22 protein-coding genes are annotated in these 23,893 nt (G+C 65.8%); 12 read left to right on the top strand and 10 right to left on the bottom strand.

Annotation, left to right across the window (positions count from 1 at the left end):
• Positions 1-123: 123 nt before the first annotated feature.
• The 3 genes from M2339_RS11280 to M2339_RS11290 all read right to left on the bottom strand — a co-directional run bounded on the left by M2339_RS11280 (position 124) and on the right by M2339_RS11290 (position 5,282).
• Positions 124-3,042, bottom strand: a complete 2,919-nt coding sequence (locus M2339_RS11280; protein ID WP_264586559.1) for a TonB-dependent receptor domain-containing protein — start codon at positions 3,040-3,042, stop codon at positions 124-126.
• Between the two features lie 201 nt (positions 3,043-3,243).
• Positions 3,244-4,500, bottom strand: coding sequence for a gallate dioxygenase (locus M2339_RS11285; RefSeq protein ID WP_264586558.1), 1,257 nt, complete (start codon positions 4,498-4,500; stop codon positions 3,244-3,246).
• Between the two features lie 176 nt (positions 4,501-4,676).
• Entirely contained in the window at positions 4,677-5,282 is a 606-nt protein-coding gene (locus M2339_RS11290; RefSeq protein WP_264586557.1) for an SOS response-associated peptidase, read from the bottom strand.
• A gap of 81 nt (positions 5,283-5,363) precedes the next feature.
• Here M2339_RS11290 and M2339_RS11295 point away from each other — a divergent pair, with 81 nt between their 5' ends.
• From M2339_RS11295 to M2339_RS11305, 3 genes are all read left to right on the top strand, one after another.
• The gene (locus M2339_RS11295) at positions 5,364-5,822 is read left to right on the top strand and encodes a cupin domain-containing protein (protein WP_264586556.1); all 459 of its coding nucleotides are present in this window, start codon (positions 5,364-5,366) and stop codon (positions 5,820-5,822) included.
• Between the two features lie 78 nt (positions 5,823-5,900).
• Positions 5,901-6,341 carry a group II truncated hemoglobin gene (locus M2339_RS11300; protein ID WP_264584259.1) on the top strand — a complete coding sequence of 147 codons (441 nt, stop codon included), beginning with the start codon at positions 5,901-5,903 and terminating at the stop codon, positions 6,339-6,341.
• 194 nt (positions 6,342-6,535) lie between these two features.
• Positions 6,536-7,192, top strand: coding sequence for a flavin reductase family protein (locus M2339_RS11305; protein ID WP_264586555.1), 657 nt, complete (start codon positions 6,536-6,538; stop codon positions 7,190-7,192).
• Positions 7,193-7,497: 305 nt separating this feature from the next.
• On the opposite strand, the gene yihA is transcribed toward M2339_RS11305, so the two are convergent.
• The 5 genes from yihA to rpmH form a co-directional block, all read right to left on the bottom strand.
• Positions 7,498-8,166, bottom strand: a complete 669-nt coding sequence (yihA, locus tag M2339_RS11310) for a ribosome biogenesis GTP-binding protein YihA/YsxC (protein WP_264586554.1) — start codon at positions 8,164-8,166, stop codon at positions 7,498-7,500.
• A gap of 221 nt (positions 8,167-8,387) precedes the next feature.
• Entirely contained in the window at positions 8,388-10,109 is a 1,722-nt protein-coding gene (gene yidC, locus M2339_RS11315; protein WP_264586553.1) for a membrane protein insertase YidC, read from the bottom strand.
• Positions 10,110-10,158: 49 nt separating this feature from the next.
• Complete coding sequence (gene yidD, locus M2339_RS11320) at positions 10,159-10,371, bottom strand: membrane protein insertion efficiency factor YidD (RefSeq protein WP_181558690.1); 213 nt, start codon at positions 10,369-10,371, stop codon at positions 10,159-10,161.
• Between the two features lie 169 nt (positions 10,372-10,540).
• Positions 10,541-10,981 (bottom strand): ribonuclease P protein component, encoded by a 441-nt coding sequence (rnpA, locus tag M2339_RS11325; protein WP_264588310.1) that lies wholly within the window; start codon positions 10,979-10,981, stop codon positions 10,541-10,543.
• Positions 10,982-11,025: 44 nt separating this feature from the next.
• The gene (gene rpmH, locus M2339_RS11330) at positions 11,026-11,160 is read right to left on the bottom strand and encodes a 50S ribosomal protein L34 (RefSeq protein ID WP_014074358.1); all 135 of its coding nucleotides are present in this window, start codon (positions 11,158-11,160) and stop codon (positions 11,026-11,028) included.
• Between the two features lie 263 nt (positions 11,161-11,423).
• Here rpmH and ruvA point away from each other — a divergent pair, with 263 nt between their 5' ends.
• From ruvA to pal, 8 genes are all read left to right on the top strand, one after another.
• Positions 11,424-12,041, top strand: a complete 618-nt coding sequence (gene ruvA, locus M2339_RS11335; RefSeq protein ID WP_264572363.1) for a Holliday junction branch migration protein RuvA — start codon at positions 11,424-11,426, stop codon at positions 12,039-12,041.
• Between the two features lie 34 nt (positions 12,042-12,075).
• Positions 12,076-13,095 (top strand): Holliday junction branch migration DNA helicase RuvB, encoded by a 1,020-nt coding sequence (ruvB, locus tag M2339_RS11340; RefSeq protein WP_181558688.1) that lies wholly within the window; start codon positions 12,076-12,078, stop codon positions 13,093-13,095.
• Positions 13,096-13,211: 116 nt separating this feature from the next.
• Positions 13,212-13,670: a tol-pal system-associated acyl-CoA thioesterase gene (ybgC, locus tag M2339_RS11345; protein ID WP_264586552.1), complete on the top strand. Its 459-nt coding sequence runs from the start codon at positions 13,212-13,214 to the stop codon at positions 13,668-13,670.
• Between the two features lie 20 nt (positions 13,671-13,690).
• Positions 13,691-14,395, top strand: coding sequence for a protein TolQ (gene tolQ / locus M2339_RS11350; RefSeq protein ID WP_264586551.1), 705 nt, complete (start codon positions 13,691-13,693; stop codon positions 14,393-14,395).
• Positions 14,395-14,865 carry an ExbD/TolR family protein gene (locus tag M2339_RS11355; RefSeq protein ID WP_181558685.1) on the top strand — a complete coding sequence of 157 codons (471 nt, stop codon included), beginning with the start codon at positions 14,395-14,397 and terminating at the stop codon, positions 14,863-14,865. The genes tolQ and M2339_RS11355 overlap by 1 nt, the downstream gene beginning before the upstream one ends.
• A gap of 9 nt (positions 14,866-14,874) precedes the next feature.
• Positions 14,875-15,738, top strand: a complete 864-nt coding sequence (locus M2339_RS11360; RefSeq protein WP_264586550.1) for a TonB C-terminal domain-containing protein — start codon at positions 14,875-14,877, stop codon at positions 15,736-15,738.
• A 5-nt stretch (positions 15,739-15,743) separates the two neighbouring features.
• Positions 15,744-17,087 carry a Tol-Pal system beta propeller repeat protein TolB gene (gene tolB, locus M2339_RS11365; RefSeq protein ID WP_264572362.1) on the top strand — a complete coding sequence of 448 codons (1,344 nt, stop codon included), beginning with the start codon at positions 15,744-15,746 and terminating at the stop codon, positions 17,085-17,087.
• A gap of 111 nt (positions 17,088-17,198) precedes the next feature.
• Positions 17,199-17,714 (top strand): peptidoglycan-associated lipoprotein Pal, encoded by a 516-nt coding sequence (pal, locus tag M2339_RS11370; RefSeq protein WP_264571999.1) that lies wholly within the window; start codon positions 17,199-17,201, stop codon positions 17,712-17,714.
• Between the two features lie 86 nt (positions 17,715-17,800).
• Here pal and M2339_RS11375 read toward each other — a convergent pair whose 3' ends face one another.
• On the bottom strand, positions 17,801-18,103 hold the full coding sequence (locus M2339_RS11375; protein ID WP_181558682.1) for a hypothetical protein: 303 nt from the start codon (positions 18,101-18,103) through the stop codon (positions 17,801-17,803).
• Between the two features lie 29 nt (positions 18,104-18,132).
• Positions 18,133-20,997, bottom strand: a complete 2,865-nt coding sequence (locus M2339_RS11380) for a M16 family metallopeptidase (protein ID WP_264586549.1) — start codon at positions 20,995-20,997, stop codon at positions 18,133-18,135.
• A 275-nt stretch (positions 20,998-21,272) separates the two neighbouring features.
• Here M2339_RS11380 and clpB point away from each other — a divergent pair, with 275 nt between their 5' ends.
• Positions 21,273-23,852: an ATP-dependent chaperone ClpB gene (gene clpB / locus M2339_RS11385; RefSeq protein ID WP_264586548.1), complete on the top strand. Its 2,580-nt coding sequence runs from the start codon at positions 21,273-21,275 to the stop codon at positions 23,850-23,852.
• Positions 23,853-23,893: the final 41 nt, after the last annotated feature.

Here is a 23,893-nt window from a genome sequence, read left to right on the forward strand (position 1 = left end):
CCTTACGTGCCGTTCCAGCAGACCTCCCGCACCTGCACCCGCTCCGTCAAGAGCGATCCGTCGGCCGGCCTGTGCGCCAAAGGGTGCCGTGCCGGACGAAACGCGCCCGGCACGGCAGGGGGATCAGAAGGACGTGCGGATACCGGCCTTGTACATGCGCCCAACCGGGTTGAAGAGCACGTTGTTGCCGCTGCCGTTCGCACCGGGGAAGTTCGGCGGATCGACATTGAACACATTGTCCACGCCGAAATAGACGCTCAGCTTGTTATCCCCGCCGACCGGCACCTTCACCGTGCCCATCATGTCGACATAGGTGCGCGAGGGCATGGCGTTGGTGCTGGAGCTGCTGGAGGCCGTGATTACATAGCCAGGCTGCTCGGCGCCGATGAACGCCGCGTTGTAGAAGCCCTTGTTGATCCAGCGAACATGGGTGGAGAGCGAGAACAGCTCACCCAGGTCGAGGCCCACGGTCGCGTCGACCGTCCAGTCGGGGATGCCCGGAGGCGTACCGCCGCGCAGACCGGTCTGGCCGGCCCGTTCGACCGGACCAACCGCGTCCACGGTCACCAGATCGATGACATGGCTGGCCATGACGGACAGGTTGACTGCGCTGGCCGCGCCGACTGGCTGGCGATAATTCAGCTCCATGTCGATGCCGCGGGCGTTGAGCTGGTTCACATTCTGCACAACGTCGCGAACATTGGTGATGACGCCATTGGCCGCCCCACCATCGCGCGTGACCAGCGAGCAGCTCAGCGTATCGCCCTGCGAGCAGCGCGTCACGATGTTCTGCTGACCGAGCGTGCTGATCGCATCCTTGATCTTGATGTCATAATAATCGACCGACGCCCGGAAACGCCCGAGCATCCCACCGCTTGGCTGCAAGACGATGCCAGCGGTGAACGTGTCCGCCTTTTCCGGCCGCAGATTGGGGTTGGAGCCCAGCGTGATCGGCACGACCGTCTGCTGACCGCCACGCGCCGGATCGTTGAGAATGCCGGACGCACTCGTGATCGGGCCGAACAGTTCCGAGACGTTGGGCGCGCGGATGTCGCGCGACTTGGTCACCCGGAAGCGGACCGCATCGACCGGCGCCCAGACGCCGCCGACCTTCCATGTGGTCACATTGACCGTGCTGCTCGGGAAGAAGTCGCTGGACCGCTTGTAGTGGGTCCGGCGGACGGCGCCGTTCAGGCTCAGTTCGCGGAAGAACGTCGTGTCGCGCAGGATCGGCACTTCGGCCTCACCATAAGCCTCAACCACCTGAATCTTGCCCGAGATAACCGATCCGTTGCCGGTGAAGAAGGCCAGCGCCTTGGAATTGGCATCGGCATCGCCGCTGACGCTGTCGCTGCGATATTCCGCGCCAACGGCAACGCCGAGCGGTCCGGCGGGAAGATCGAACAGCGAGCCGGTGACGTTGGCAGCGACGACATGCTGGGTGGTGACGTTGGTCTGGAAGGCATTCGCCGTGACATAGGCCTTGGCCGCCGCAAATGTCGCGCCTTGGCCGGAGCCGAAGGGATTGAGGGCGACGCACGCAGGGTCGTTATTGGTTGTGCTGGCGTCGGCATTCACCCGGCACACCGGCGCCCCGCCCGGCCCGGCTACCGCGTCGAGCGCCTTGAGAATGCGCGAGGTGATCGTGCCACCCGTGATGTCGCTGCGGAACTCGTTGCGGCCGAACTGATAATAGATGTCCGCCGACCAGTTGGTCGAAATCTCATATTTGGCGGACGCGACGGCCCGATAGACGTCGTTCTTCACGACCAGCTGGCCCGGTCCAACATCCTTGAATCCCTTGCCCAGCGTGAAGCTGGTGAGGCCGTTGGCGTCCATGATGGTGCGCAGGTCCAGCGCGGGATTGCTGGAGGTGGGAATGAACGGGTTGTCGCGCTGGATGGTGATGGCCGTATTACGATACGGCACGGCGCGGTGGCGACCTTCGCCATGCCCGTAGTTGAAGCCGAACTCCATCGTCAGGGCCGGCGTGGCTTCCCACGTGGCGAACGCCATGGCGTTGTAGCGCTTGGTCGGCGAGACAATCGGGAAGTCGAAATAGATGTTCTCACCCGGCCCGTCATTGGTGCCGCCAAGCTGATAGAGGTTGTTGGCCAGCGTGCCCTGGGTCGTGCGGAACGGCGTGCCGTCGGCGCGGAAGCCGATGCCGTCAATCGCGCGGAGAGCCGGGACGAGGCGGCCGGCATAAGCCGAGCTCGGCGGCGTGGTGATACCGTTATAGGGCGCCGTCCAGGGATAGACGCCCGCGAGGATGTTGTTGGCGGGCAGGCTCGTCACGCCGGGATTGCGGCTGATGTTGATGAAGCCGTTGGCGCACCAGTCACGTGACGGGCAGCTTTCCACGCCCTCCGCCTTTTCATACTCGCCGCCCACGAGCAGATGCAGTGTCTCGCCGATCTGCCAGCCACCGGCCGCACCGAACTGGGTGGTGAAATTATCGCCATATTGCGAAAAGCCGACCTGGGCATTGGCCTTGTAGCCCGTGAACGCCTTGTCGATGAGCAGGTTGACGACGCCCGACACGGCGTCCGAACCGTAAACGGCCGAGGCGCCGCCCGTGACGACTTCGGCACGCTGGAGCATGATCGAGGGGATCATGTTGGTATCGACCGTCGCCTGCGTGGTGGACGGCACGAAGCGCTTGCCGTCGACGAGGGTCAGCGTGCGCACCGCGCCCAGACCGCGAAGATCGAGGATGCGACCGCCGACATAGCCGCCCGCCGCGCCCAGACCGGTCGAGGCCGGTGAGTTGGTCGCGCGGAAGGCAGGCAGTTCGTTCAGCGCATCGCCGAGATTGGTGATGCCGCGTGTTTCCAGTCGCTCCGCGCCCAGAACCGCCACGGGGGTCGGCCGGTCGAAACCGGAGGCGATGCGCGATCCGGTGACCACGATGGCCTCATCGCTTGCATCTGCTCTATCGCTTTGGGGGGCGCTGTCCTGCGCGAAAGCAGGGAAAGCGAGGACGGTGGCGAGGGCCGCGAAACAGGCGTGCTGACGCAGCACGCGCGCAGGTCTCTTCATTGCAAAGTCTCCCAGACAATTATCGTTGTTAGGGAGCTATCTATTCATCAGATTCTGTTAGTTTGCAATCTACTTTGTCGGCGTCCGGGCGAAGGTCGATATGGTGTGGCGCAAATGCGGCAGGCTGTCGCGGGATGCCCCATGAGAAAGGCGGTAAACCAAGGTCCGCCGCCCTCTCACGTGCAGTCCGAGCCGCGCGGCTTATTGCTTGCCGGCCACCGAATAGGTGATCGCGGCATTGCGGGTCTTCTGGAAATCGGGAACGCTCAGGCCCTTGAAGGCGGCATAAACGTCGATATTGCCGATACCGAGCACCGCGGCCATCTTCTCCAGCATGAAGAAGATGACGCCATAGTGGATCATGCCGATCCAGTTGCGGCTACGGATCAAGTCCTTCTCTTCGTCGGTCAGGTCCGACTCGGCGAAGAGCGCTTCCTGATCCTCGACAAACCGCTTGCGGAACTCCGGCTCGATCAGGCGGTGGAGGAAATGGTTGATGCGGAAGCCCTTGACCGCCCGGTCGATGGTGAAGGGATAGGTGCCCTCGATCGCCTCGACGCCCGCCAGCTCGCGGGACGCGCGGGCACGCAGTTGCTCGTCGGTTTCGGCTGGCGGCACCGGATCGCCCAGATCCTTGAACAGCATCGTCGCGATGGCCGTCATCGATGGCAGGAAGTAGCTCTGGTGCAGCTTCTCGACCTGTTCGGAGAGCGCGCCGCGCATCAGCAGCCACATCACCACCTCGGCCCCTTCCCAACCGCCGAGCTTGGCGAGATCGGTCACCGTCGCGTCGAGCAATGATTCGGGATCGTTGGTGAGCTTCTCCATGAACTCCATGTCCCAGGCGGTGTTGTTGAACCCGCACCGCTCGCCATGGACCTGATGGGAAAGCCCGCCCGTGCCCGCGATCGCGACCTTGATGTCCTTGGGATAGCTCTGGATCGCGCGGCGCAGCGAGCGGCCGAACTTCCAGAAGCGGCGCGCCTTGGGGATCGGATGCTGAAGCACGCCACATTGGAGAGGGACCAGCCGACACGGCCAGCCCTCCTCATGCGGCAGCAGCACGGAGAGCGGCGAGAAGGCGCCATGGTCCAGCCCCATGCCCTGCCAATAGGCCAGGTCGAACTCGTCGGCGACCATGCACTCCGCGATGTGCTTGGCAAGGTCCGGATCGCCCTTGATCGCGGGCAGATCGCGCTTGCCGCCGCCTTCGTCCGCCGGCTCATACGCCTCGCCAATGCCCAGCGCGAAATGCGAGTAATGGGTGAAGAAGGAGGTCATGTGGTCGTTGTAGACATACAGGATCACATCGGGCTCCTCGTCCGCCAGCCATTGCTTGACCGGCTCGAACCCCTCGAAGATCGGCGCCCAGACGGGATCGGTCTGCTTGTTCGCATCCTTGGCGAACGCGATGGTCGGCGTGTGCGAAACGGCGAAACCGCCGATGATCCTGGCCATGAGCCTCTCCTCTTGTCTCTGCGGCGCAAGCACGGACTCGTCGCCGGTGGCGCAGAGTGTAGGTTGCACCCTATTTGTACGCAACACAAACGAAGTAGCCGAAGGGCGGCATCGGCGAGCGCTCGACCTCCTTCTCTCGCCATTCCCGCGTTTGTGGGAATGACGAAGGGGACTGTCTAGCGTGGCCCCGCCTCATCTATCGTCATCGCCTGCGAGGGGTAAGGCGCAACCAGCCGCTGCGCCTCCTTCCAGTCCGCGCGCAGCCAGCGGCCATGCTCTTCGGCATGCAGGATGACCGGCATGGTGCGCGGGTTGACCGAGGCGACCAGCCGGTTCGGCTCGCAGGTCAGGAGCGCAAAACTCGCCACCTCGCTGTCCCGCCAGATGCCCGCGAACGCGAAGATCGTGGCATCCGGCAGCGAGAAACGATGCGCGACACGCTTGCCGGTGCGCGGATCGGGCACCTGCGACCAGAGCTGAAAGCTGGTGACCGGCACCAGGCAGCGGAACTCCGTATGCCGCAGCGTGCCGATCCAGAACGGGCTTTCGACATTGCGCACATGCGCAACCGGCGCGCCGCCCGTCAGAGCCGCGGCCGGCGGCGGCGGCACGCCCCATAGCCGCGGCACCAACCGGCGCACGCCATCGCGCCCGCGCACGATCACCGGTCCATAGCGCCCCGGCGTCATATAGCCTCCCGGCCACGGGTCCTCACCGGCATCCGCACGGAGCGCCCCGCCGATCTGCGCGGCACTGGCATCGAGGCGATAGAGGGACGTCATGATTGCCCCCCACCCTTCCCGGCGCGCGACCGCGCGGTCAAGCTCTTGCGCCGTGCATCGCGATCGGGCGACAAAGGGCGCATGACCGATTCCACCGCCCGCGCCCTCATCGACCGCCTCGCTCTCCAGCCGCATCCCGAGGGCGGATGGTATCGCGAAACCTGGCGGGCGGAGGCCGCGCCCGGCGAACGCGCCGGGGCGACGGCGATTCTGTTTCTGCTCGAGCCCGGGCAGCGTTCCCATTGGCACAAGGTGGATGCGAGCGAGGCCTGGCTCTGGCACGCCGGCCACGCGCTCAACCTCTCCACCGCGCCGGGCGACGAAGGCCCGGTCACAGCCCTGCGCCTCGGCGGCGATGTGCTGGCGGGCGAGATCCCGCAGCATGTCATCTCCCCGCACCACTGGCAGGCCGCCGAGGCCGATCGAGGCTGGGCACTTGTCTCCTGCATCGTCACGCCGGGTTTTGATTTTGCCGGGTTCACGCTCGCGCCGCTCGACTGGGCACCGGGTTGCGCACCAGGCGATCCCTCCGCGGCTTGATCCAGCGCAAGGCGACGAGGCGCCGGCCCTGACATGCAAGCCTCATGATGAGGAGCCCTGCGCCATGAGCCACGCCCAATGACCCAATCCACCACTGCCGAAGTGTCCCCACCCGATCCCGCGCCGCTGCCCTTTGACGAGATCGGCGGCACGCCGGCCGTGCGCGCGCTGGTCGAGCGCTTCTACGATCTCATGGAGCAGGACCCGCGCTTTGCCGAATTGCGGGCGATACATGCGCCCGATCTGGCCCCGATGCGGGAGTCTCTGACCGGATTCCTCACCGCCTGGCTCGGCGGCCCACGCGACTGGTTCACGCAAAAGCCCGGCGCCTGCATCATGTCCGCGCATCGCCAGATCGGCTTTGGCGATGTGGAAACCCGGCAATGGACGCAAGCGATGGGACAGGCGCTAATCGACACCGGCGTAGAGGAAGCGCTGGCCGAGAAAATGAACGCCGCCTTCGCCCGCATGGGCCGAGCGATGCAGAGCGGTGCAGAGCGATTAGACCGATTGGCTTAGGGCCGTCCTGCATCGTTGCCGCTATCGGCCCGCCTCGGAAAACCGCGTGGCGGCCGAACTGTCGTGAATGCGGTCTTCAATCACACCCCCCAAAATATCTTAGACGGAAGCGCAGACACGTCTTATAGGCCTAGCGAGTCAGAAACCGGAAATAATTCCGGCATAGTGAAGCTTGCCAAGGGACCTGCGTCATCATGAGAGAATTTCACTCCTACCGCCCGGCCGAGGGCCATCGCCTCAAGCATCAGCCGGCCAACGCGATCGTCGCGCCCCGCCCGATCGGCTGGATCAGCACGGTCAGCACCGAGGGAGTCGCCAACCTCGCCCCGTTCAGCCTGTTCAACATTGCCAGCTATCGCCCGCTGATCATCGGCTTCTCTTCGGGCGGAGAGAAGGACAGCGTCCGCAATGCGCGGGAAACCGGTGAGTTCGTCTGGAACCTCGTTGGCCGCGACGTTACAGACGTGATGATCCTGACGGGGGACGAGGTGGGGCCCGAGGTCGACGAGTTCGAGATGGCGGGGATCGAGAAGATCGCCTCGATCGATGTCGCGCCGCCGCGCGTGGCGGCGAGTCCTGCCCAGTTCGAATGCAAGGTGACGGAGATCGTCCACCTCAAGGATCTGGATGGCGTCCCCAGCGATTTCCGGGTGGTGTTCGGCCAGGTCGTGCACGTGCACATCAATCAGGACTGCATCCTCGACGGCATCTATCAGACCACCCATGCCGTGCCGGTGTCACGCGGGGGCGGCCCGGCCGATTATTATGAGACGCGTGCCGATGCCCTGGTCCAAAAATGGCGGCGCGGCCCGGTCACGCCCGTCGACCGCAAGCGAGAGTTTTCCAAGTGATCTGACGGCTCAAAATGTCTGACCCGCCCCCGAGTCTCGACACGGACGATATGGGCGACGACATTTGAAGCGGCAGCCAGAGGTGAAACGGCGGGACTGTCGGCTTTGACCGTCAGCGGCCAGGTCTTTTGGATTTGCAGGGCGATAGGCTGGTATTGGGCTGAGAGCTGCCTGCACTATCGCCTGCAATGCTCGAACGCGCTCGGCGCGATGGAGACGCCCGACACAAGCCATGTTGCGGCAGGAGGGGGCCAATAGCGCGAACGGCATCCCTGAGATGCCGCGCCCAACCCCGCAGCCAGCCCTCAGTCGAGCGCCTCAATCACCGCCGCGCGCAACTCCGGCAGGCCCATGCCCTTCTCGCTCGATGTCGGGATAATCTGGGGATGGGCCGCCGGGCGCTTGCGCACTTCTGCAGCGGTTTGCTCGGTGACGATAGCGAGGTCGGTCGCCTTAACCTTATCGGCCTTGGTCAGCACCATGCGGTAGCTCACCGCTGCTTCATCCAGCATGTCGAGCAGCGTGCGGTCGACATCCTTGAGGCCGTGGCGGGCATCGACCAGCACCAGCGCGCGCTTGAGCACCGCTCGCCCCCGCAGGAAATCGTTCACGAGGAAGCGCCATTGCTTCACCACATCCTTGGGCGCCTTGGCATAGCCATAGCCGGGCATGTCCACGAGGCGGAAGCGCAGCGGCTCGCCCACGTCGAAGAAGTTCAGTTCCTGCGTGCGCCCCGGCGTGTTGGATGTGCGCGCAAGGCCATTGCGATTGGTCAGCGCATTAATGAGCGAGGACTTGCCGACATTGGAGCGCCCGGCAAAGGCGACCTCCGGCACATCTGCTGGCGGCAGGAAGTTCAGCCCCGGCGCGGATTTGAGGAAGCTGATCGGCCCGGAAAAGATCCGGCGGGCCTCCTCGATGCGGGCGGCGGTATCCTGATCGCTCTGGGCTTGATCTGTGTCGGTCTGGTTCATGCCATCCCCCTAGCGCCAGACGCGGCGCCCGTCACCTGAAAGGGCAAGGAGCGGGAAAGCGGGGTACGGTCGATCCCGAAGATCAGCGGGCCCCCGGGTCAAGCCCGGGGTGACGAAGTTGGAATGAGATCATCCCTGGAAGGGCGAGTGGGATAGGGCGCTTGCTCCCCACCGTCACCCCGGGCTTGACCCGGGGGCCCGCTGCTCGATCTTCCCCCGCCTCAACCCTTTGCCGTATCCGCAGTCGGCTGCCCCAGCACGGGATGCTGGCGATACAGCCACCATTGCTGCGCGATGGTGAGGATGTTGGAGGTGCACCAGTAGATCAGAAGGCCCGCCGCGAATGGCGCCATGATGAACATCATCATCCAGGGCATCAGCGAGAAGATCTGCTTCTGCACATCGTCCATCGGCGCCGGGTTCAGCTTGAACTGCAGCCACATGGTGATGCCGAGGATCACCGCCAGCACGCCGATGCCGAGGAAGGACGGCGGCGTGAAGGGCAGCAGGCCGAACAGGTTGAGGATGTGCGCCGGATCGGGCGCGGACAGATCCTTGATCCACAGGTAGAAAGGCTGGTGGCGCATATCCACCGTCAGCATCAGCACCTTGTAGAGCGCAAAGAAGATAGGAATCTGCAGGAAGATCGGCAGGCAGCCCGCGAGCGGATTGACCTTCTCCGTCTTGTACAGCGCCATGATCTCCTGCTGCATCTTGGGCTTGTCGTTCTTGTAGCGCTCCTGCAGCGCCTTCATCTTCGGCTGGATGGCGCGCATCGCCGCCATGCTGGCGAACTGCCGCTGAGCGACCGGGAACATCAGGCCACGCACGATGAAGGTGAGGCAGATGATCGCCACGCCGAAATTGCCGATGTGGCGGAACAGCCAGTCGAGCAGATAGAAGATCGGTTTCTCGAACCAGCGGAACCAGCCCCAGTCGATCGCGCGGTCGAACAGCGCGATGCCCTGCTGGTCCATATAGCGGTCGAGCACCGGGGTTTCCTTGGCGCCGACGAACAGCCGGCTCGTCGTGCTGAGCGAAGTGCCGGGCTGGACGACGGCGGGCGCATAGGTCAGGTCGGCCTGATAGCGGTCGCTCGCGCCCTTGCGGAACTGCGCATCGACCGGCAGCGTCTGCGCCGGGATGAGCGCGGCATGCCAATAGAGATCGGTAAAGCCCAGCCAGCCGCCGGTGGTGGAGAAGCGCTTGTCGCCATCCTTGTCCAGCTTGTCGAAGCCGATGTCATAATTGGCCGATCCGTTGAACACGCCCATCGGGCCGGTGTGGATCGTCCAGGTCGACTTGTCCTTGCTGTGGCCGGTGCGCGAGAGCAGGCCATAGTTGCGGACGGCGATGGCATTGCCGCCCGCATTCTCGACCGTCTGCGCGACGGTGAGCAGATAATCCTCGTCGATCGACAGGCGGATGAGGAAGGTCTGGCCCGCGCCGTTGCTCCAGCGCAGCGTTACCGGCGTCTGCGGGGTCAGCTTGGTGCCGTCGGCTGTCCACACGGTGTTCGCATCCGGCACGCGCACGCCTTCGCCGCTCCAGCCGAAGCTCGCGAAATAGGCATCGGCCGTGCCGCTCGGCGCGAGCAGGCGGACCGGCGGCGATTTTTCATCCACCGTCTGGCGATGCGTCGGCAGCACGACATCATCGATGCGGGCGCCGCGCAGATTGATGGAGCCGCGCAGCTTAGGCGTCTCGATGGCGACGCGCTGGCTTTCGCCCAGCACGGCCTCGATCGGGCGAATCGCCTGCGCGCCTTCGGCCAGCGGTCCGCCGCGCACATTGGACGCTGCGCCCTTCTGCTTCGCCTGCTGCTCGGCTCGCTCGATCGGCTGGGCCGATGGCGGGAAGAAATAATTGCTGATGACCGGCCAGCCAAAGAGAATAGCAATGGTCAGCACCACGGCGAGAAGGATGTTGCGCTTGTCGTCCACGTCTCTTTGGCTTCCGTCTCTTTGTCAGCTCATGTCAGGGGATTCGGCGTCAGGGCACCGGATCATGGCCGCAGCCGCCCCATGGGTGGCAGCGCAATAGCCGCTTCAACGCCAGCCAGCCACCCCTTATCGCCCCATATTTCCGCAGGGCCTCGATGGCATATTGGGAGCAGCTCGGCGAATAGCGGCAGGAGGGCGGCAGAATCCGGCTCGGCCCGATCTGCCAGAAGCGCGCGACGAGGATGAGAAGGCGCGCAATCACGGGGCGGAGTGGTCGAGTATGCGGCGACGCCATGGTCTTCCAGCCTCGACCACCGTGCTCCTGCGGAGGCAGGAGCCCAGGGCGGCAAGGGCAGTCGGTTGGGCCCTGGGCTCCTGCCTGCGCAGGAGCACGGGTTGTGCGGGGCCAAGGCGACAATCCCTGATCGACATCATGCGGGCGGCTCATTGCGCGGCGCAGGGTCATTGTGAGGCGCCGGGGGCGTCACCCTCTTGCTCCCACCGGAGCCGCGACCACCCCGACCCCGTCCGCCTTCGCGCGGCGGGGCACCCTTGCCGCTGGCGATGCGCCGCAGCGCTTTCTCAAGCTCGGCGGCCAGCGAGGCATAATCGCGCTCCACGCCGCCCTCGCGGCCGATCAGCACATGATCGCCGCCGGCAATGGCGTGAACGGGGAGGATCTCGCGCGCAAGCGCACGAAAACGGCGCTTCATCCGGTTCCGGATGACAGCGCCGCCTATCTTTTTGGTGACGGTAATGCCGAGGCGGGCCGTGGGATCGCCATCGCCCCGATCGCGCACCAGCAGCACGAAGCCTGGCATGGGTGCGCGCTGGCCGCGATTGGCGGCCAGATAGTCGGCGCGGCGGGTTATGCGACCCACGACGCGCCGCAGCGCGCCGTCCGCGCCGGGCTCGATCAGGCGGTCAGCTTCTTGCGGCCGCGGGCGCGGCGCGCGTTCAGCAGCTTGCGGCCGGCTGCCGTCGCCATGCGCAGGCGGAAACCGTGGCGGCGCTTGCGAACAAGGTTGCTCGGCTGAAAGGTGCGCTTCATCGTTCATTCCTCAAAATCGAATCAGGTTCTGCAGACTCGACAAAAATGGCCGCCTCGCCCCGATCCGGGAGGAGCGGCCGTCTGTCCGAAGGCGCGCGGATAGGCAAAGCGGGCTTATTTGTCAATCAGCGGGACGGAAAAGGACGCCGCCCTGCGCTGCTCTCTTAGGCGGGCCGCGCCGCTACCTGCAAGGGAATGAATAGCCACGCGCGCCTCATTCAGAAACGGTGGAAACGAAGCAGGAACATCGCTACACCCGCCTCATGATCGCGCATTTGAAAGGCCTGCTCGTCTCCACCGGACTGGATAGTGCCGTCATCGATGTCGGTGGCGTGGGCTATCTCGTCGGCATGTCCTCGCGCAGCCTTTCTGCGCTCGGCAGCGTCGGCGGAGCCGTCACCGTGCATACCGAGATGCTGGTCGGCGAGGAGTTCATCCGGCTGGTCGGCTTCGCGAGTGAGGCGGAGCGCGACTGGTTCCGTCTGCTGACCGGTGTGCAGGGCGTGGGCGCGCGCGTGGCGCTGGCCATTCTCTCCGCGCTGGAACCGAGCGACCTGCACCGTGCCATTGCCGCCCAGGACAAGGCGATGGTCGCCCGCGCCAACGGCGTCGGCCCCAAGCTCGCCGAACGCATCGTGCGCGAGCTGAAAGACAAGGTCGGCGCCATCGCGACCGGATCGTTCGCCATCGGGCTGGATGCCAGCGGCGCGGCGATCCCGGCCGCGACGGGCGTGCAGGCCGATGCTCTCTCCGCCCTCGCCTCGCTGGGCTTCAAGCCGGGCGAAGCAAGCATCGCCGTCAGCGCCGCGCTGGACGAGCTGGGCGACAGCGCCTCGCTGGATGCTCTGGTCCGCCTCGCGCTGCGAAAGGCTGCCAAGTGACGGGCCGGCCAACGCGCGCTAGGGTGCCGGGCTGATGGCAAGCTCCCCCCTCCTCACCGCCGGCCGCACGCCTGAAGATATGGATGCCGCGCTGCGCCCAAAGACGCTGGACGATTTCGTCGGGCAGAAGGGCGCGCGCGAGAATCTGCGGATCTTCATCAACGCCGCCCGCGCACGCGGCGAAGCGCTCGATCACGTGCTGTTCTTCGGCCCGCCGGGCCTGGGCAAGACGACGCTGGCGCAGATCGTCGCGCGGGAGATGGGCGTGGGGTTCCGTGCCACGTCCGGTCCGGTCATCGCCAAGGCGGGCGATCTCGCCGCGCTGCTTACCAATCTCGATGAAGGCGACGTGCTGTTCATCGACGAGATTCACCGGCTCAATCCGGCGGTGGAGGAAATCCTCTACCCGGCCATGGAGGACCGCGCGCTCGACATCATGATCGGGGAAGGCCCCTCGGCCCGCTCGGTGCGGATCGATCTGCCCTCTTTCACGCTGGTCGGCGCGACGACGCGGCAGGGCATGCTGGCCACGCCGTTGCGTGACCGGTTCGGCATCCCCGTGCGGCTCAACTTCTATACTGTGGATGAGCTGGAGCATGTCATCACCCGCGCGGCGCGGCTGCTCGACCTGCCGATCGCTCCCGATGGCGCAACCGAAATTGCGCGCCGTGCCCGTGGCACACCGCGTATCGCCGGGCGGCTGCTGCGGCGGGTACGCGATTTCGCCCATGCCGCGGGGCATGATGTCGTCGATGCCGCCGCCGCCGATGCCGCACTGACCCGGCTGGAGGTCGACCAGCTCGGCCTCGACCTGATGGATCGCCGCTACCTGCGGATGATCGCCGACATTTACAAGGGCGGCCCGGTCGGCGCCGAGACGCTGGCCGCTGGCCTCTCCGAGCCGCGCGACACCATCGAGGATGTCATCGAGCCCTATCTGCTCCAGCTGGGGATCATCGCGCGAACCGCCCGTGGCCGCATCCTGAATGCGCCGGGCTGGAAGCATCTCGGCCTCAATCCGCCAGAGGGCAGCCAGGACGGTTTGTTCGACTGAGGCGACGAGCGGCAAGCGATCCTCCCCGGTCCCGTGCGATAGAACGAAGATCTGCTGCGTTCTGACGCTTGAAAAGGCTTCCCGCCGCGAGTCGCGTCGGTTAGGACTGGTCGCCCATGCCTTCGCAAATCGCCCTTCATCCCGCTTCGGGACAGTTTGAGAACGGAGAACACCGCTTCCCCGTGCGCGTCTATTTCGAGGACACAGACCTTTCCGGCGTCGTCTATCACGCCAATTATCTGCGCTATATGGAGCGCGCCCGCTCGGACATGCTGCGCCAGCTCGGCATCGATCAGCGCGCGGCGCAGGAAGCCGGCGAGGGCGTGTATGCGGTGACGGACATCGCGCTGCGCTACCGCGCGCCGGCCCGTCTGGACGATGATCTCACCGTGCGCAGCCAGCTGACGCAACTCGGCGCGGCGCGTTGCGTTATAGCCCAGTCGGTCTGGCGCGAGGACACGGAACTGACCCGAGGCAGCGTCACCGTGGCCTTCCTCGACAGCACCGGTCGCCCACGCCGCCAGCCGGCTGACTGGATCGATCGCTTCAGCCGGCTCGCGCCGCTTCCTTCCTGACCGGAGAAACACCCCCGCCCATGACTCTCACCCTCATGCTTGCTGCCGCAGCGCCGGACAATGCGCTCACTTTGTCGCCGGTGGACATGTTCCTCCAGGCGGATCTCGTCGTGAAGGCGGTGATGGTCGGCCTGCTGCTGGCCAGCGTCTGGACCTGGGGCATCATCTTCAGCTTCGCCGGAAGGCTCCGGCGGATGCGCAAGGGATGCGACGAGTTCGAGCGCGCCTTCTGGCAGGCCAAGGACATGGACGCCTTCGCCAAGGAGCGCGGCCGCGAAGACCTGCCGAGCGCGCAGGTGCTCAATGCCGGCATCGCCGAATGGCGCCGCTCCACCGCCCAGCGCGGCATGAATCCGGATGGCACGCGCGACCGGCTCGCCACCACCATGGGTTCTGCTCTTGCCGGCACCATCGACAAGATTTCGGACCGGCTGAACATCCTCGCAACCGTGGGTTCGGTGGCGCCGTTCGTCGGCCTGTTCGGCACCGTCTGGGGCATCATGCGCGCCTTCATCGCCATTGCCGGCGAGCAGAACACCAGCCTCGCGGTCGTGGCGCCCGGCATTGCCGAGGCTTTGTTCGCGACCGCCATCGGCCTGTTCGCGGCTATTCCCGCGGTGATCGGCTACAATCGCCTGAGCCACGGGGTGAACCGGCTGGAAGCGCGCGTCCAGCGCTTCTCGGACGGGCTCTATACCACTTTCAGCCGCGAGCTTGAATCCTGATGGGCATGAACCTGCCTTCCAACCGGCGGGGCGGGCGACGCGCGCCCATGGCGGACATCAACGTCACGCCGCTGGTCGACGTGATGCTGGTGCTGCTCATCATCTTCATGGTGACCGCCCCCTTGCTGGTGACCGGTGTGCCCGTGCGCCTACCGGAAAGCCGGGCCAGCGCGCTGGATCAGGACAAGAAGCCCGCCATCGTCTCGGTCGATCCGGAGGGCGCGGTCTTCATCAATGACGATCCGGTGAGCGACGATGCCCTGCCGGACCGGCTCAATGCCTTGCGCGCTGGCCTGGGTCCGGACGAGCAGGTGTTCCTGCGTGCCGATGCCGCACTCGATTATGGCCGTGTCATGCGCGTGATGGGCGAGCTCAATCGCGCCGGGCTGGACCGGGTGGCGCTCGTCACCACCGGGATCGGCATGGGCGGATCGGATCCGTCCACCGTGCGTTCAGTGACGGGCGAATAAGGGCGGGGAATGGACCAGCGCGAGCGTCTAGGACTGGGAATTTCCACGGCGGGCCATGTGCTTCTGCTCGGCGCGCTGTCGCTCGGCCTGTTCCAGAAGAGCGCCGATTTAAAACCGCCGTCGAGGATCGACGTGACCTTCGCGGATGCCGTTGCGCTCGAAAGCCTCACCCGCGAACATGCGCCGGACGTGCCGCAAACCGCCACCGCGCCGGAAATCGGCGAGGTCGAGCCCGATGCTGCGCCGCCGCCGCCCGCCGCCGCGGCGCCCACGCCGCCAGCGCAGCCCGAACCGGTTGCACCGCCACCCCCGCCCCGCGCACAGGCACCGACGCCCAAGCCAGCTCCACCCCCGCCGCCCGCGCCCAAGCCGCGCGAACAGCGGGCCAGCACGCGCGAGACGCCGGCCGCCAAGCCCGCGCCCTCCCGCCCCGCGCGTGAGGAAGCGCCGCGTCAGCGTGCGTCCCGGCTGGGCGACGATTTCCTCAAGGGCATCGATGCCGAGACGGCCTCCAGCCGCGCGACGCCCAACACCAGCGGCTCGAACGCCAAGCTCAGCCCGGTCGCGGCCCGTGCGCTCAATGCGGAGATCACCCGCCAGATCAAGCCGCACTGGCGCCCACCCTCCGGCGCCGATGCCGAAAAGCTGGTGACGCTGCTCAGCGTCCACCTGACACCGGACGGGCGCATCGATGGCCGGGTCGAGGTCGTCGGGCAGGAGGGCGTGACGGCCAGCAATCGCGCCCAGGCCGATCTCCATGCCGAGCGGGCCGTGCAGGCCGTGATGCGCGCCGCACCGTTCAAGAATCTGCCCGCCGAATTTTATGAACAGTGGAAGTGGCTCCGGCCGCTCCGCATCTATGCGAGTCTGTGACGATGATGATGCTCAGCCTTCGACGCAAAACCCTGCGCGGTGCCAGCGCCCTGCTGGCCCTGCTCATCGCGATGCCCGCCACGGCGCAGCTCAGCGTGGACGTCACCAATCCGGTCGAGAGCGATCTGAGGATCGCCGTTCCGGCCATGCCGACCCAGCAGAATGTCGAAACGCCGGCCGGCTCCACCCAGTCGCTTGGCCAGCGCATCGCCGAGGTGATCGCCAACGATCTGCGCGGCTCCGGGCTGTTCACGCCACTCGGCCCCAACGGCGTGCAGGCGCCTTCCATGGCGGAAGTCACCAGCCCCGTCTTCGCGCGCTGGTCCGCGATGAATGCCGAGGCGCTGGTGCAGGGCTTCGTGCGCTCAGCGGGCGGCGATTCGCAGATCACGGTCGGTTGCTATCTCTATGACGTATCGCTCGGCACCGAACTGGCCCGACAGGGTTATGTCGTCGCGCCCCGCGACTGGCGCCGGGCTGCGCACCGCTGCGCCGACCTTGTCTATTCGCGCCTGACTGGCGAGAGCCCGTTCTTCGATAGCCGCATCGCCTACATCGCCGAGACCGGTCCCAAAGACAATCGCGTCAAGCGCCTCGCCATCATGGATAGCGATGGCGCCAACCATCGCTTCATCACCAACGGCCAGAGCCTGGCGCTCACGCCGCGCTGGTCGCCGGATTATCGCTCCATCGCCTATGTGAGCTATGTCGGCCGCAATGTGCGCATCTACATCTATGATGTCGATCAGGGCCGCCAACGCGTGCTGCTGGAAGGCAGCGGCGCCATCTTCGCCCCGCGCTGGTCGCCCGATGGGCGCACGCTGCTCTATTCGATGGCGAGCGGCGCCAATACGGACATCTACAAGATCCCCGTCGCAGGTGGTCGCCCGACACGGCTGACCAACACGCCGGGCATCAATGTCGGCGGCTCCTTCTCGCCGGATGGCACGCGCGTCGTGTTCGAGAGCGATCGCTCGGGCGGGCAGCAGATTTATGTGATGAATGCGGATGGCTCGGGACAGCGCCGCATCAGCTTCGGCGGTGGCCGTTACGCGACGCCGGAATGGAGCCCGCGCGGCGACCTCATCGCCTTCACCAAGATCGCCGGCAACTTCCGGGTCGGTGTGATGGATGTGAACGGCAGCAACGAGCGTCTCCTCACCAATGGCTGGCAAGATGAAGCGCCGACCTGGTCGCCCAATGGCCGCGTGCTGCAATTCTTCCGCACCGCAGCCGGCCGATCGGGCAATTCGTCGATCTGGCAGGTGGACCTGACGGGCGTGAACGAGCGCAAGATCGTAACGCCGGTGGACGGCTCCGACCCCGCTTGGGGGCCACTGCTTCAGTGACGGGGAACCAATAATTCATCTTTGTTTTCATATCTTCAGGTTGACTTGTCGGCAAAACGCCCCAACCATACGACGAACCGGTTTGTGTTCAGGACAGTAGGAGAAGCCCCCATGCGTACCACACCCCTGTTGCTGCTGGTTTCCAGTGCCGCGCTCGCCCTTTCGGCCTGTGCCAAAAAGGCGCCGGAGACTCTTCCCCCCGCCCCGGCTGACACGGCTCCGCCGCCAGCCACCACGCCGACGCCCACGCCGAGCGGCCCGACCCCGGGCAGCCAGGCGGACTTCGTCGCCAGCGTGACCTCGGACCGCATCTTCTTCAACACGGATGAGAGCGACATCGACGATGAAGATCGCAACGTGCTGCGCAGCCAGGCCGAATGGCTGATGCGCTACCCGCAGAAGCGCGTGACCGTCGAAGGCCATGCCGACGAACGCGGCACCCGCGAATACAATCTCGCGCTCGGTGAGCGTCGCGCCAATGCCGCCAAGAACTATCTGGCGTCGCTCGGCATCGATGCCGGCCGCATCAACACGATCAGCTACGGCAAGGAGCGCCCGGTCGCGCTCGGCTCGGATGAAGCCAGCTGGGCTCAGAACCGTCGCGCAGTCACCGTCACGGTCGACTGACACGCGCCAGAACGCCAAACAGAAAGGGCAGCTTCCAAGCGGGAGGCTGCCCTTTTCTATGATCTGCCCTGCTGGCGGATGGGCCGTCAGCCGCGGCGCGTACCCGTCATCGCCATGGTGCCGAAAGCGCCGGCATCGATGGTGCCGCTGATCTTGCCGTCGGTCACGATTGCCTCGCAGGTGAGCGTCATCGGCATGGGCATGGTCATCTCCATGGTCCAGGTCAGCCGGTTGCCATCCACCTTGCCGTTCTTCACATCCAGCGAGCCGAGCGGCCCCGCATTGGTGCCGTTGAACGTGTCTCCGTCCGTCACGACGGTGAATACGCTCGCCTGATCCCCCATCGGGGTCTTGGTGGTGCAATCATAAGCGCCGTCAACTTTGGCCATTTCATCTCTCCTTCCGGAATGAACGTTCTTCAGCGAGCGGGGGCTGCGCCGGGGGTGATCTCCGTCACGGACAACCCCAGCGGCTTGAGCTGGTCCGCAATCTGGCTCTTGTCGCCGACCACCACCCAGCTCAGCTGCGCGGGGTCGATGAGTTGCTTCGCCGCCGCGTCGAGTTGGGCCGGGGTGAGCGCCTGATAGCGCGCCCGCAGCGTCTCCACATAATCGAACGGCCGGCCGAACAGCGCATCCGCCTGCATTTGCCCGAGCACGGCGCCGGTGGTCTCGAACTTGCCCGGCAAGCCGGCGATCTCGCCATTGACCACGCGTGCGAATTCCTGAGGCGTCACGCCCTTTGGCCCAAGGAAGCTGACGATCTGGTCCCGCATCGCCGCGATGGCCGGGCCGGTCTTGTCCGCCTGCACCGGTGCGCTGACAAGATAGGGGCTGCGCTCCAGCCGCCGGCTGAGCGCACCGCGCACGCCATAGGACCAGCCCTTGGCCTCCCGAATGTCCGCATTCAGCCGCGAGAGGAAATCATCGCCCAGCACGGTGTTCGCCATGTTGAACGCGACCAGGTCATCGCGCCCGGTCGCCTTGGTGACCACCCCGCCCAGAATGACGGACTGCGGCGACTGCGGCCGATCGATCAGGTAGATACCCGGCTTGGGCGTAGGCACCGCCACCGAGAAATCCTTGACGGGCGAGGCCATGCGGTTCTGCGGCCAATTGCCGAAACGCGCCTCCAGCAGGGGCTTGATCTCGGCCATAGTGATGTCGCCGGCGACGAAGATCTCTGCCTTGCTGGGGACGATCCAGCCGCCATGGTAATGCACGAGGTCGTCGCGCGTGATCGCCTTCACGGTGGCCTCCTCACCCCGCGCGCTGACCACGCCATAAGGATGCTGCGGGCCGTAGAGCAGCGGCGAGATTGCCCGGTTGGCAAGGCCGCTGGGCTGCGTCTTTTCCGCCGCGATGCCGGCAAGCTGGATGGTCCGCAGCCGCTCGATCTCGCTCGGCGCGAAGGCGGGGTTGCGGATCACATCCTGCAGCAGGTCGAGCGAAGGCGCCAGATTGGGCTTGAGCGCGAACAGGGAGATGGACGTGCGGTCCATGCTCTGCCCGGTCGAGATGCTGGCGCCGAGCCGCTCCTGCTCCTCGGCGATCTGGATGGTCGAACGACTGGTGGTGCCGGCCTCCAGCAGGTCGAGCATCAGCGTGCCCAGCCCCATCCGGTCCCGCCGGTCACTGGCAAGCCCAGCGTCGAAATTGACCGCGATGCTGACGGTCGGCACGGTCGAGCGGGTCGCGACGTGCAGCTTGATGCCATTGCCGAGCGTCGCCGTCTCCACCGTGGGGAAATCGAGGTCCGGGTTCTGCGTTACGTCCGGGATCGCCAGCGTCGGCTTGGGCGCCGCGACATCCGCCGGCGCATTCTCGCCCGGCGCTGCGACGCTCGCATCCTCATAGGCTTCCCGCTCACCGGGCTCGACCGTCAGTGCAAACACGGGGCGGGTGAGCCAGCGCTGCATCGCCGCCGTCACGGCCGTGGGCGTCGCGGCGGCGATGGCCGCCAGGTCCTTCTTATACTGGGCAGGATCACCCGAATATAACAGTCCCTCAGCCAAGGTGGACGCCTTGCCGCTGAAGCCTCCGACCACTTCGAGCGCGGCAATCTCCCCGGCGACCTGCCGGGTGGCCACGCGGGTGACTTCATCGGCGGTCGGGCCAGTCTTGATGAAATCGCCCATGATCTCATCGAGCCGGCGGGAGACCAGCGCCGGATCGGTGCCGGGCTTCACATCGGCTGTCGCCATGAAGAAACCGAGCTGCTCGAACTGCTGCACGCCCGCCGTCACGCTCACCGCGATCTGTTCGTCGCGGACGAGGATATTGTCCAGCCGCGAGCTGGCGAGGCCGCCGAGCACCGCGCCGCCCACGGAGAGCAACGGCGCATCCTTGTCATTGCGGCCCGGCGTCACCCACATGCGATAGATGCGCGTGGTCGCCACGCGGTCCTTCATCACCTTGTCAACGCGTGCAGGCAGCGTCGGGATCGGCGCGGCAACCGGCTTGACCGCCGGCCCCGCCGCGATGCCGCCGAAATATTTCTCGACCTTCGCCTTGGCCGTGGCGGCGTCGATATCGCCGGCCAGCACCAGGATCGCGTTGTTCGGTCCGTAATGATCGCGGAACCAGCCCTTCACATCCTCCAACGAGGCAGAGTCGAGATCCGCCATTGAGCCGATGGTCGAGTGGCCATAGGGATGGCCTTTGGGCAGCAGCGTCTCAAGCTGCACATATTCCACCAGGCCATAGGGCTGATTGTCGCCCTGCCGCTTCTCATTCTGCACCACGGCGCGCTGGGCATCGAGCTTGCCTTGCGTCACCGCGCCGAGCAGGCGGCCCATACGGTCCGCCTCCATGAACAGCGCACGATCGAGCGTGCCCGTCGGCACCGTCTCGACATAATTGGTGCGGTCGAACCACGTCGATCCATTGGTGGGCGTGGAACCGGCCGAAACCAAAGGCTCATCGAAATTGGGCACATTCTCCGACCCGCCGAACATCAGATGTTCGAAGAGATGCGCAAAGCCGGTCTTGCCTTCCGGCTCATGCTTGGAGCCGATACGGTAGTAGACGGTGACGCCGACGACCGGCGCCTTGCGATCGGTATGCACGATCACGCGCAGGCCATTGGGCAGCGTGAACGTCTCATAGGGAATGTCGACTCGCTTGATGAGATCGGCAAGCGGCGCCGGCTTGACGGTTGCCGCAGCGGCTGCCGGGCGGGGGGCGGGCTGCGCTTGCGACCAGGCCGGCACGGATGCCGTAAGGGCAAGGCTGCAAACGCCCAGATACATAAGGGCAGTCGAACGACGAACAGTCAGACGCATAGAATCTCCGACGAATATCAACAGATCGCCACCCGTAGCAGCAACGGCCTGAACTATGGCCGGACCATAGCGGCAGGCGGCGGCCAAGCCTAGCGCCGGATCGAACCGGCCCCGATTGAGGACCCGCCAGCGAGCTGAAGCGTTGATCATATCGAAGCTGGCATGGCATATCGCACGGGTCGATCATGCTGCCCGGATCGCGCCGGAGAAAAACGCACTGGCCCTCTTGTGTTGCGAAATAGCAACACCATCTGTGGCAGGCGAAGGGAGATAGTATGAATCTCGAAAAGTTCACAGACCGGGCCAAGGGTTTCCTGCAGAGCGCGCAAACCGTCGCGATCCGCATGAACCATCAGCGCATCAGCCCGGAGCATCTGCTCAAGGCGCTGCTCGAGGATGAGCAGGGCATGGCCAGCGGTCTCATCAAGGCGGCGGGGGGCGATGCCGCGACCGCGCTACGCGAGACCGACGCGGCGCTTGCCAAGGTGCCCGCCGTCAGCGGATCGGGCGCGCAGCAGAGCCCGGGCCTCGACAATGACGCCGTACGCGTCCTCGATTCCGCCGAGCAGGTCGCGCAGAAGGCGGGCGACAGCTATGTCACCGTCGAGCGGCTGCTCCTCGCTCTGGTGCTGGCGACGACGACCGCCGCCGGCAAGGCGCTGGCCACCGCCGGCGTGAAGGCCGAGGCGCTCAATGGGGCAATCAATGCCTTGCGCGGCGGGCGGAAGGCGGACACCGCGTCCGCCGAGGACCGCTACGACGCGCTCAAGAAATTCGCCCGCGACCTCACCGAGGCCGCCCGCGATGGCAAGCTCGATCCGGTGATCGGCCGCGACGAGGAAATCCGCCGCACCATCCAGATCCTCGCCCGGCGCACCAAGAACAATCCGGTGCTGATCGGTGAGCCCGGCGTCGGCAAGACCGCCATCGCGGAGGGCCTCGCCCTGCGCATCGCCAATGGCGACGTGCCCGACACCCTCAAGGACCGCACGCTGATGGCGCTCGACATGGGCAGCCTCATCGCCGGCGCGAAGTATCGCGGCGAGTTCGAGGAGCGCCTCAAGGGCGTGCTCGACGAGGTGAAGGGCGCGGACGGCCAGATCATCCTCTTCGTCGATGAGATGCACACGCTGATCGGCGCGGGCAAATCCGAAGGCGCGATGGATGCCTCCAACCTGCTCAAGCCGGCGCTGGCGCGTGGCGAGCTGCACTGCATCGGCGCGACCACGCTCGATGAGTATCGCAAATATGTCGAGAAGGACCCCGCCCTCCAGCGGCGGTTCCAGCCGGTGTTTGTTGGCGAGCCGACGGTGGAGGACACCATCTCCATCCTGCGCGGCATCAAGGACAAGTACGAGACGCACCATGGCGTGCGGATCGCGGACGGGGCAATCGTCTCGGCCGCGACGCTCTCCAACCGCTACATCACCGACCGCTTCCTGCCAGACAAAGCCATCGACCTGATGGACGAGGCCGCGAGCCGCATCCGCATGGAAGTGGAGTCCAAGCCCGAGGAGATCGAGAATCTCGACCGGCGGATCATGCAGTTGCAGATCGAGCGCGAGGCGCTGAAGAAGGAGACCGATCAGGCGAGCAAGGACCGGCTGGCGGCGCTGGAAGGCGACCTCGCCAATCTGGAGCAGCAATCGGCCGAACTCACCGGCCGCTGGCAGGCCGAGAAGGACAAGATCGCAGGCGAGGCCAAGCTCAAGGAACAGCTCGATGCCGCGCGCATCCAGCTGGAGCAGGCGCAGCGCACCGGCGAATATGCCAAGGCTGGCGAGCTGCAATATGGCACCATCCCCACGCTGGAGAAGCAGCTCGAAGAGGCGCAGTCCGCCTCCAAGGGCGCGATGCTGCGTGAGGAAGTGACCAGCGAGGACATCGCCAGCGTCGTCTCGCGCTGGACCGGCATTCCGGTCGACAAGATGCTGGAAGGCGAGCGCGAGAAGCTGTTGGCCATGGAGGAGGAGCTGGGTCGCCGGGTGATCGGCCAGGCCGATGCGGTGAAGGCCGTCTCCACCGCCGTGCGCCGCTCACGCGCCGGTCTGCAGGACCCCAACCGGCCGCTCGGCAGCTTCCTGTTACTCGGCCCCACGGGCGTCGGCAAGACGGAGCTGACCAAGGCGCTCGCCGAATTCCTGTTTGATGACAGCAATGCGATGGTGCGCATCGACATGAGCGAGTTCATGGAGAAGCACAGCGTCGCCCGGCTGATCGGCGCGCCGCCGGGCTATGTCGGCTATGAGGAAGGCGGCGTGCTGACCGAAGCCGTCCGCCGCCGGCCCTATCAGGTCGTGCTGTTCGACGAGGTGGAGAAGGCGCATGGCGACGTGTTCAACGTGCTCCTCCAGGTGCTCGACGATGGCCGCCTGACCGATGGGCAGGGCCGCACGGTCGACTTCACCAACACGATCATCGTGCTGACCAGCAACCTCGGCAGCCAGTTCCTCACCAGCCTTGGTGACGATGAGCCGGTGGAGAAGGTGGAGGACCAGGTGATGGACGTGGTGCGTGCGCACTTCCGCCCCGAGTTCCTCAACCGGCTGGACGAGATCATCCTGTTCCACCGGCTGGGCGCGGAGCATATGGGGCCGATCGTCGACATCCAGGTCGCCCGCGTCGGCAAGCTGCTCAAGGACCGCAAGGTGACGCTCGACCTCACCGACGGCGCCCGCGCCTGGCTCGGCCGGGTCGGCTACGATCCGGTCTATGGCGCCCGCCCCTTGAAGCGCGCGGTGCAGAAATATCTGCAAGACCCGCTCGCCGACCTCATCCTGCGCGGTGAAGTGCCCGACGGCGCAACCGTGCGCGTCGATGAGGGCGATGGGGCACTGGTGTTGACGGTGGGGTGAGGGTGCGAACGGACGTAAGAAAGGAAAGGGCGGCCAAATGG

Source organism: Sphingobium sp. B2D3C, from assembly GCF_025961835.1.
Classification (GTDB): domain Bacteria; phylum Pseudomonadota; class Alphaproteobacteria; order Sphingomonadales; family Sphingomonadaceae; genus Sphingobium.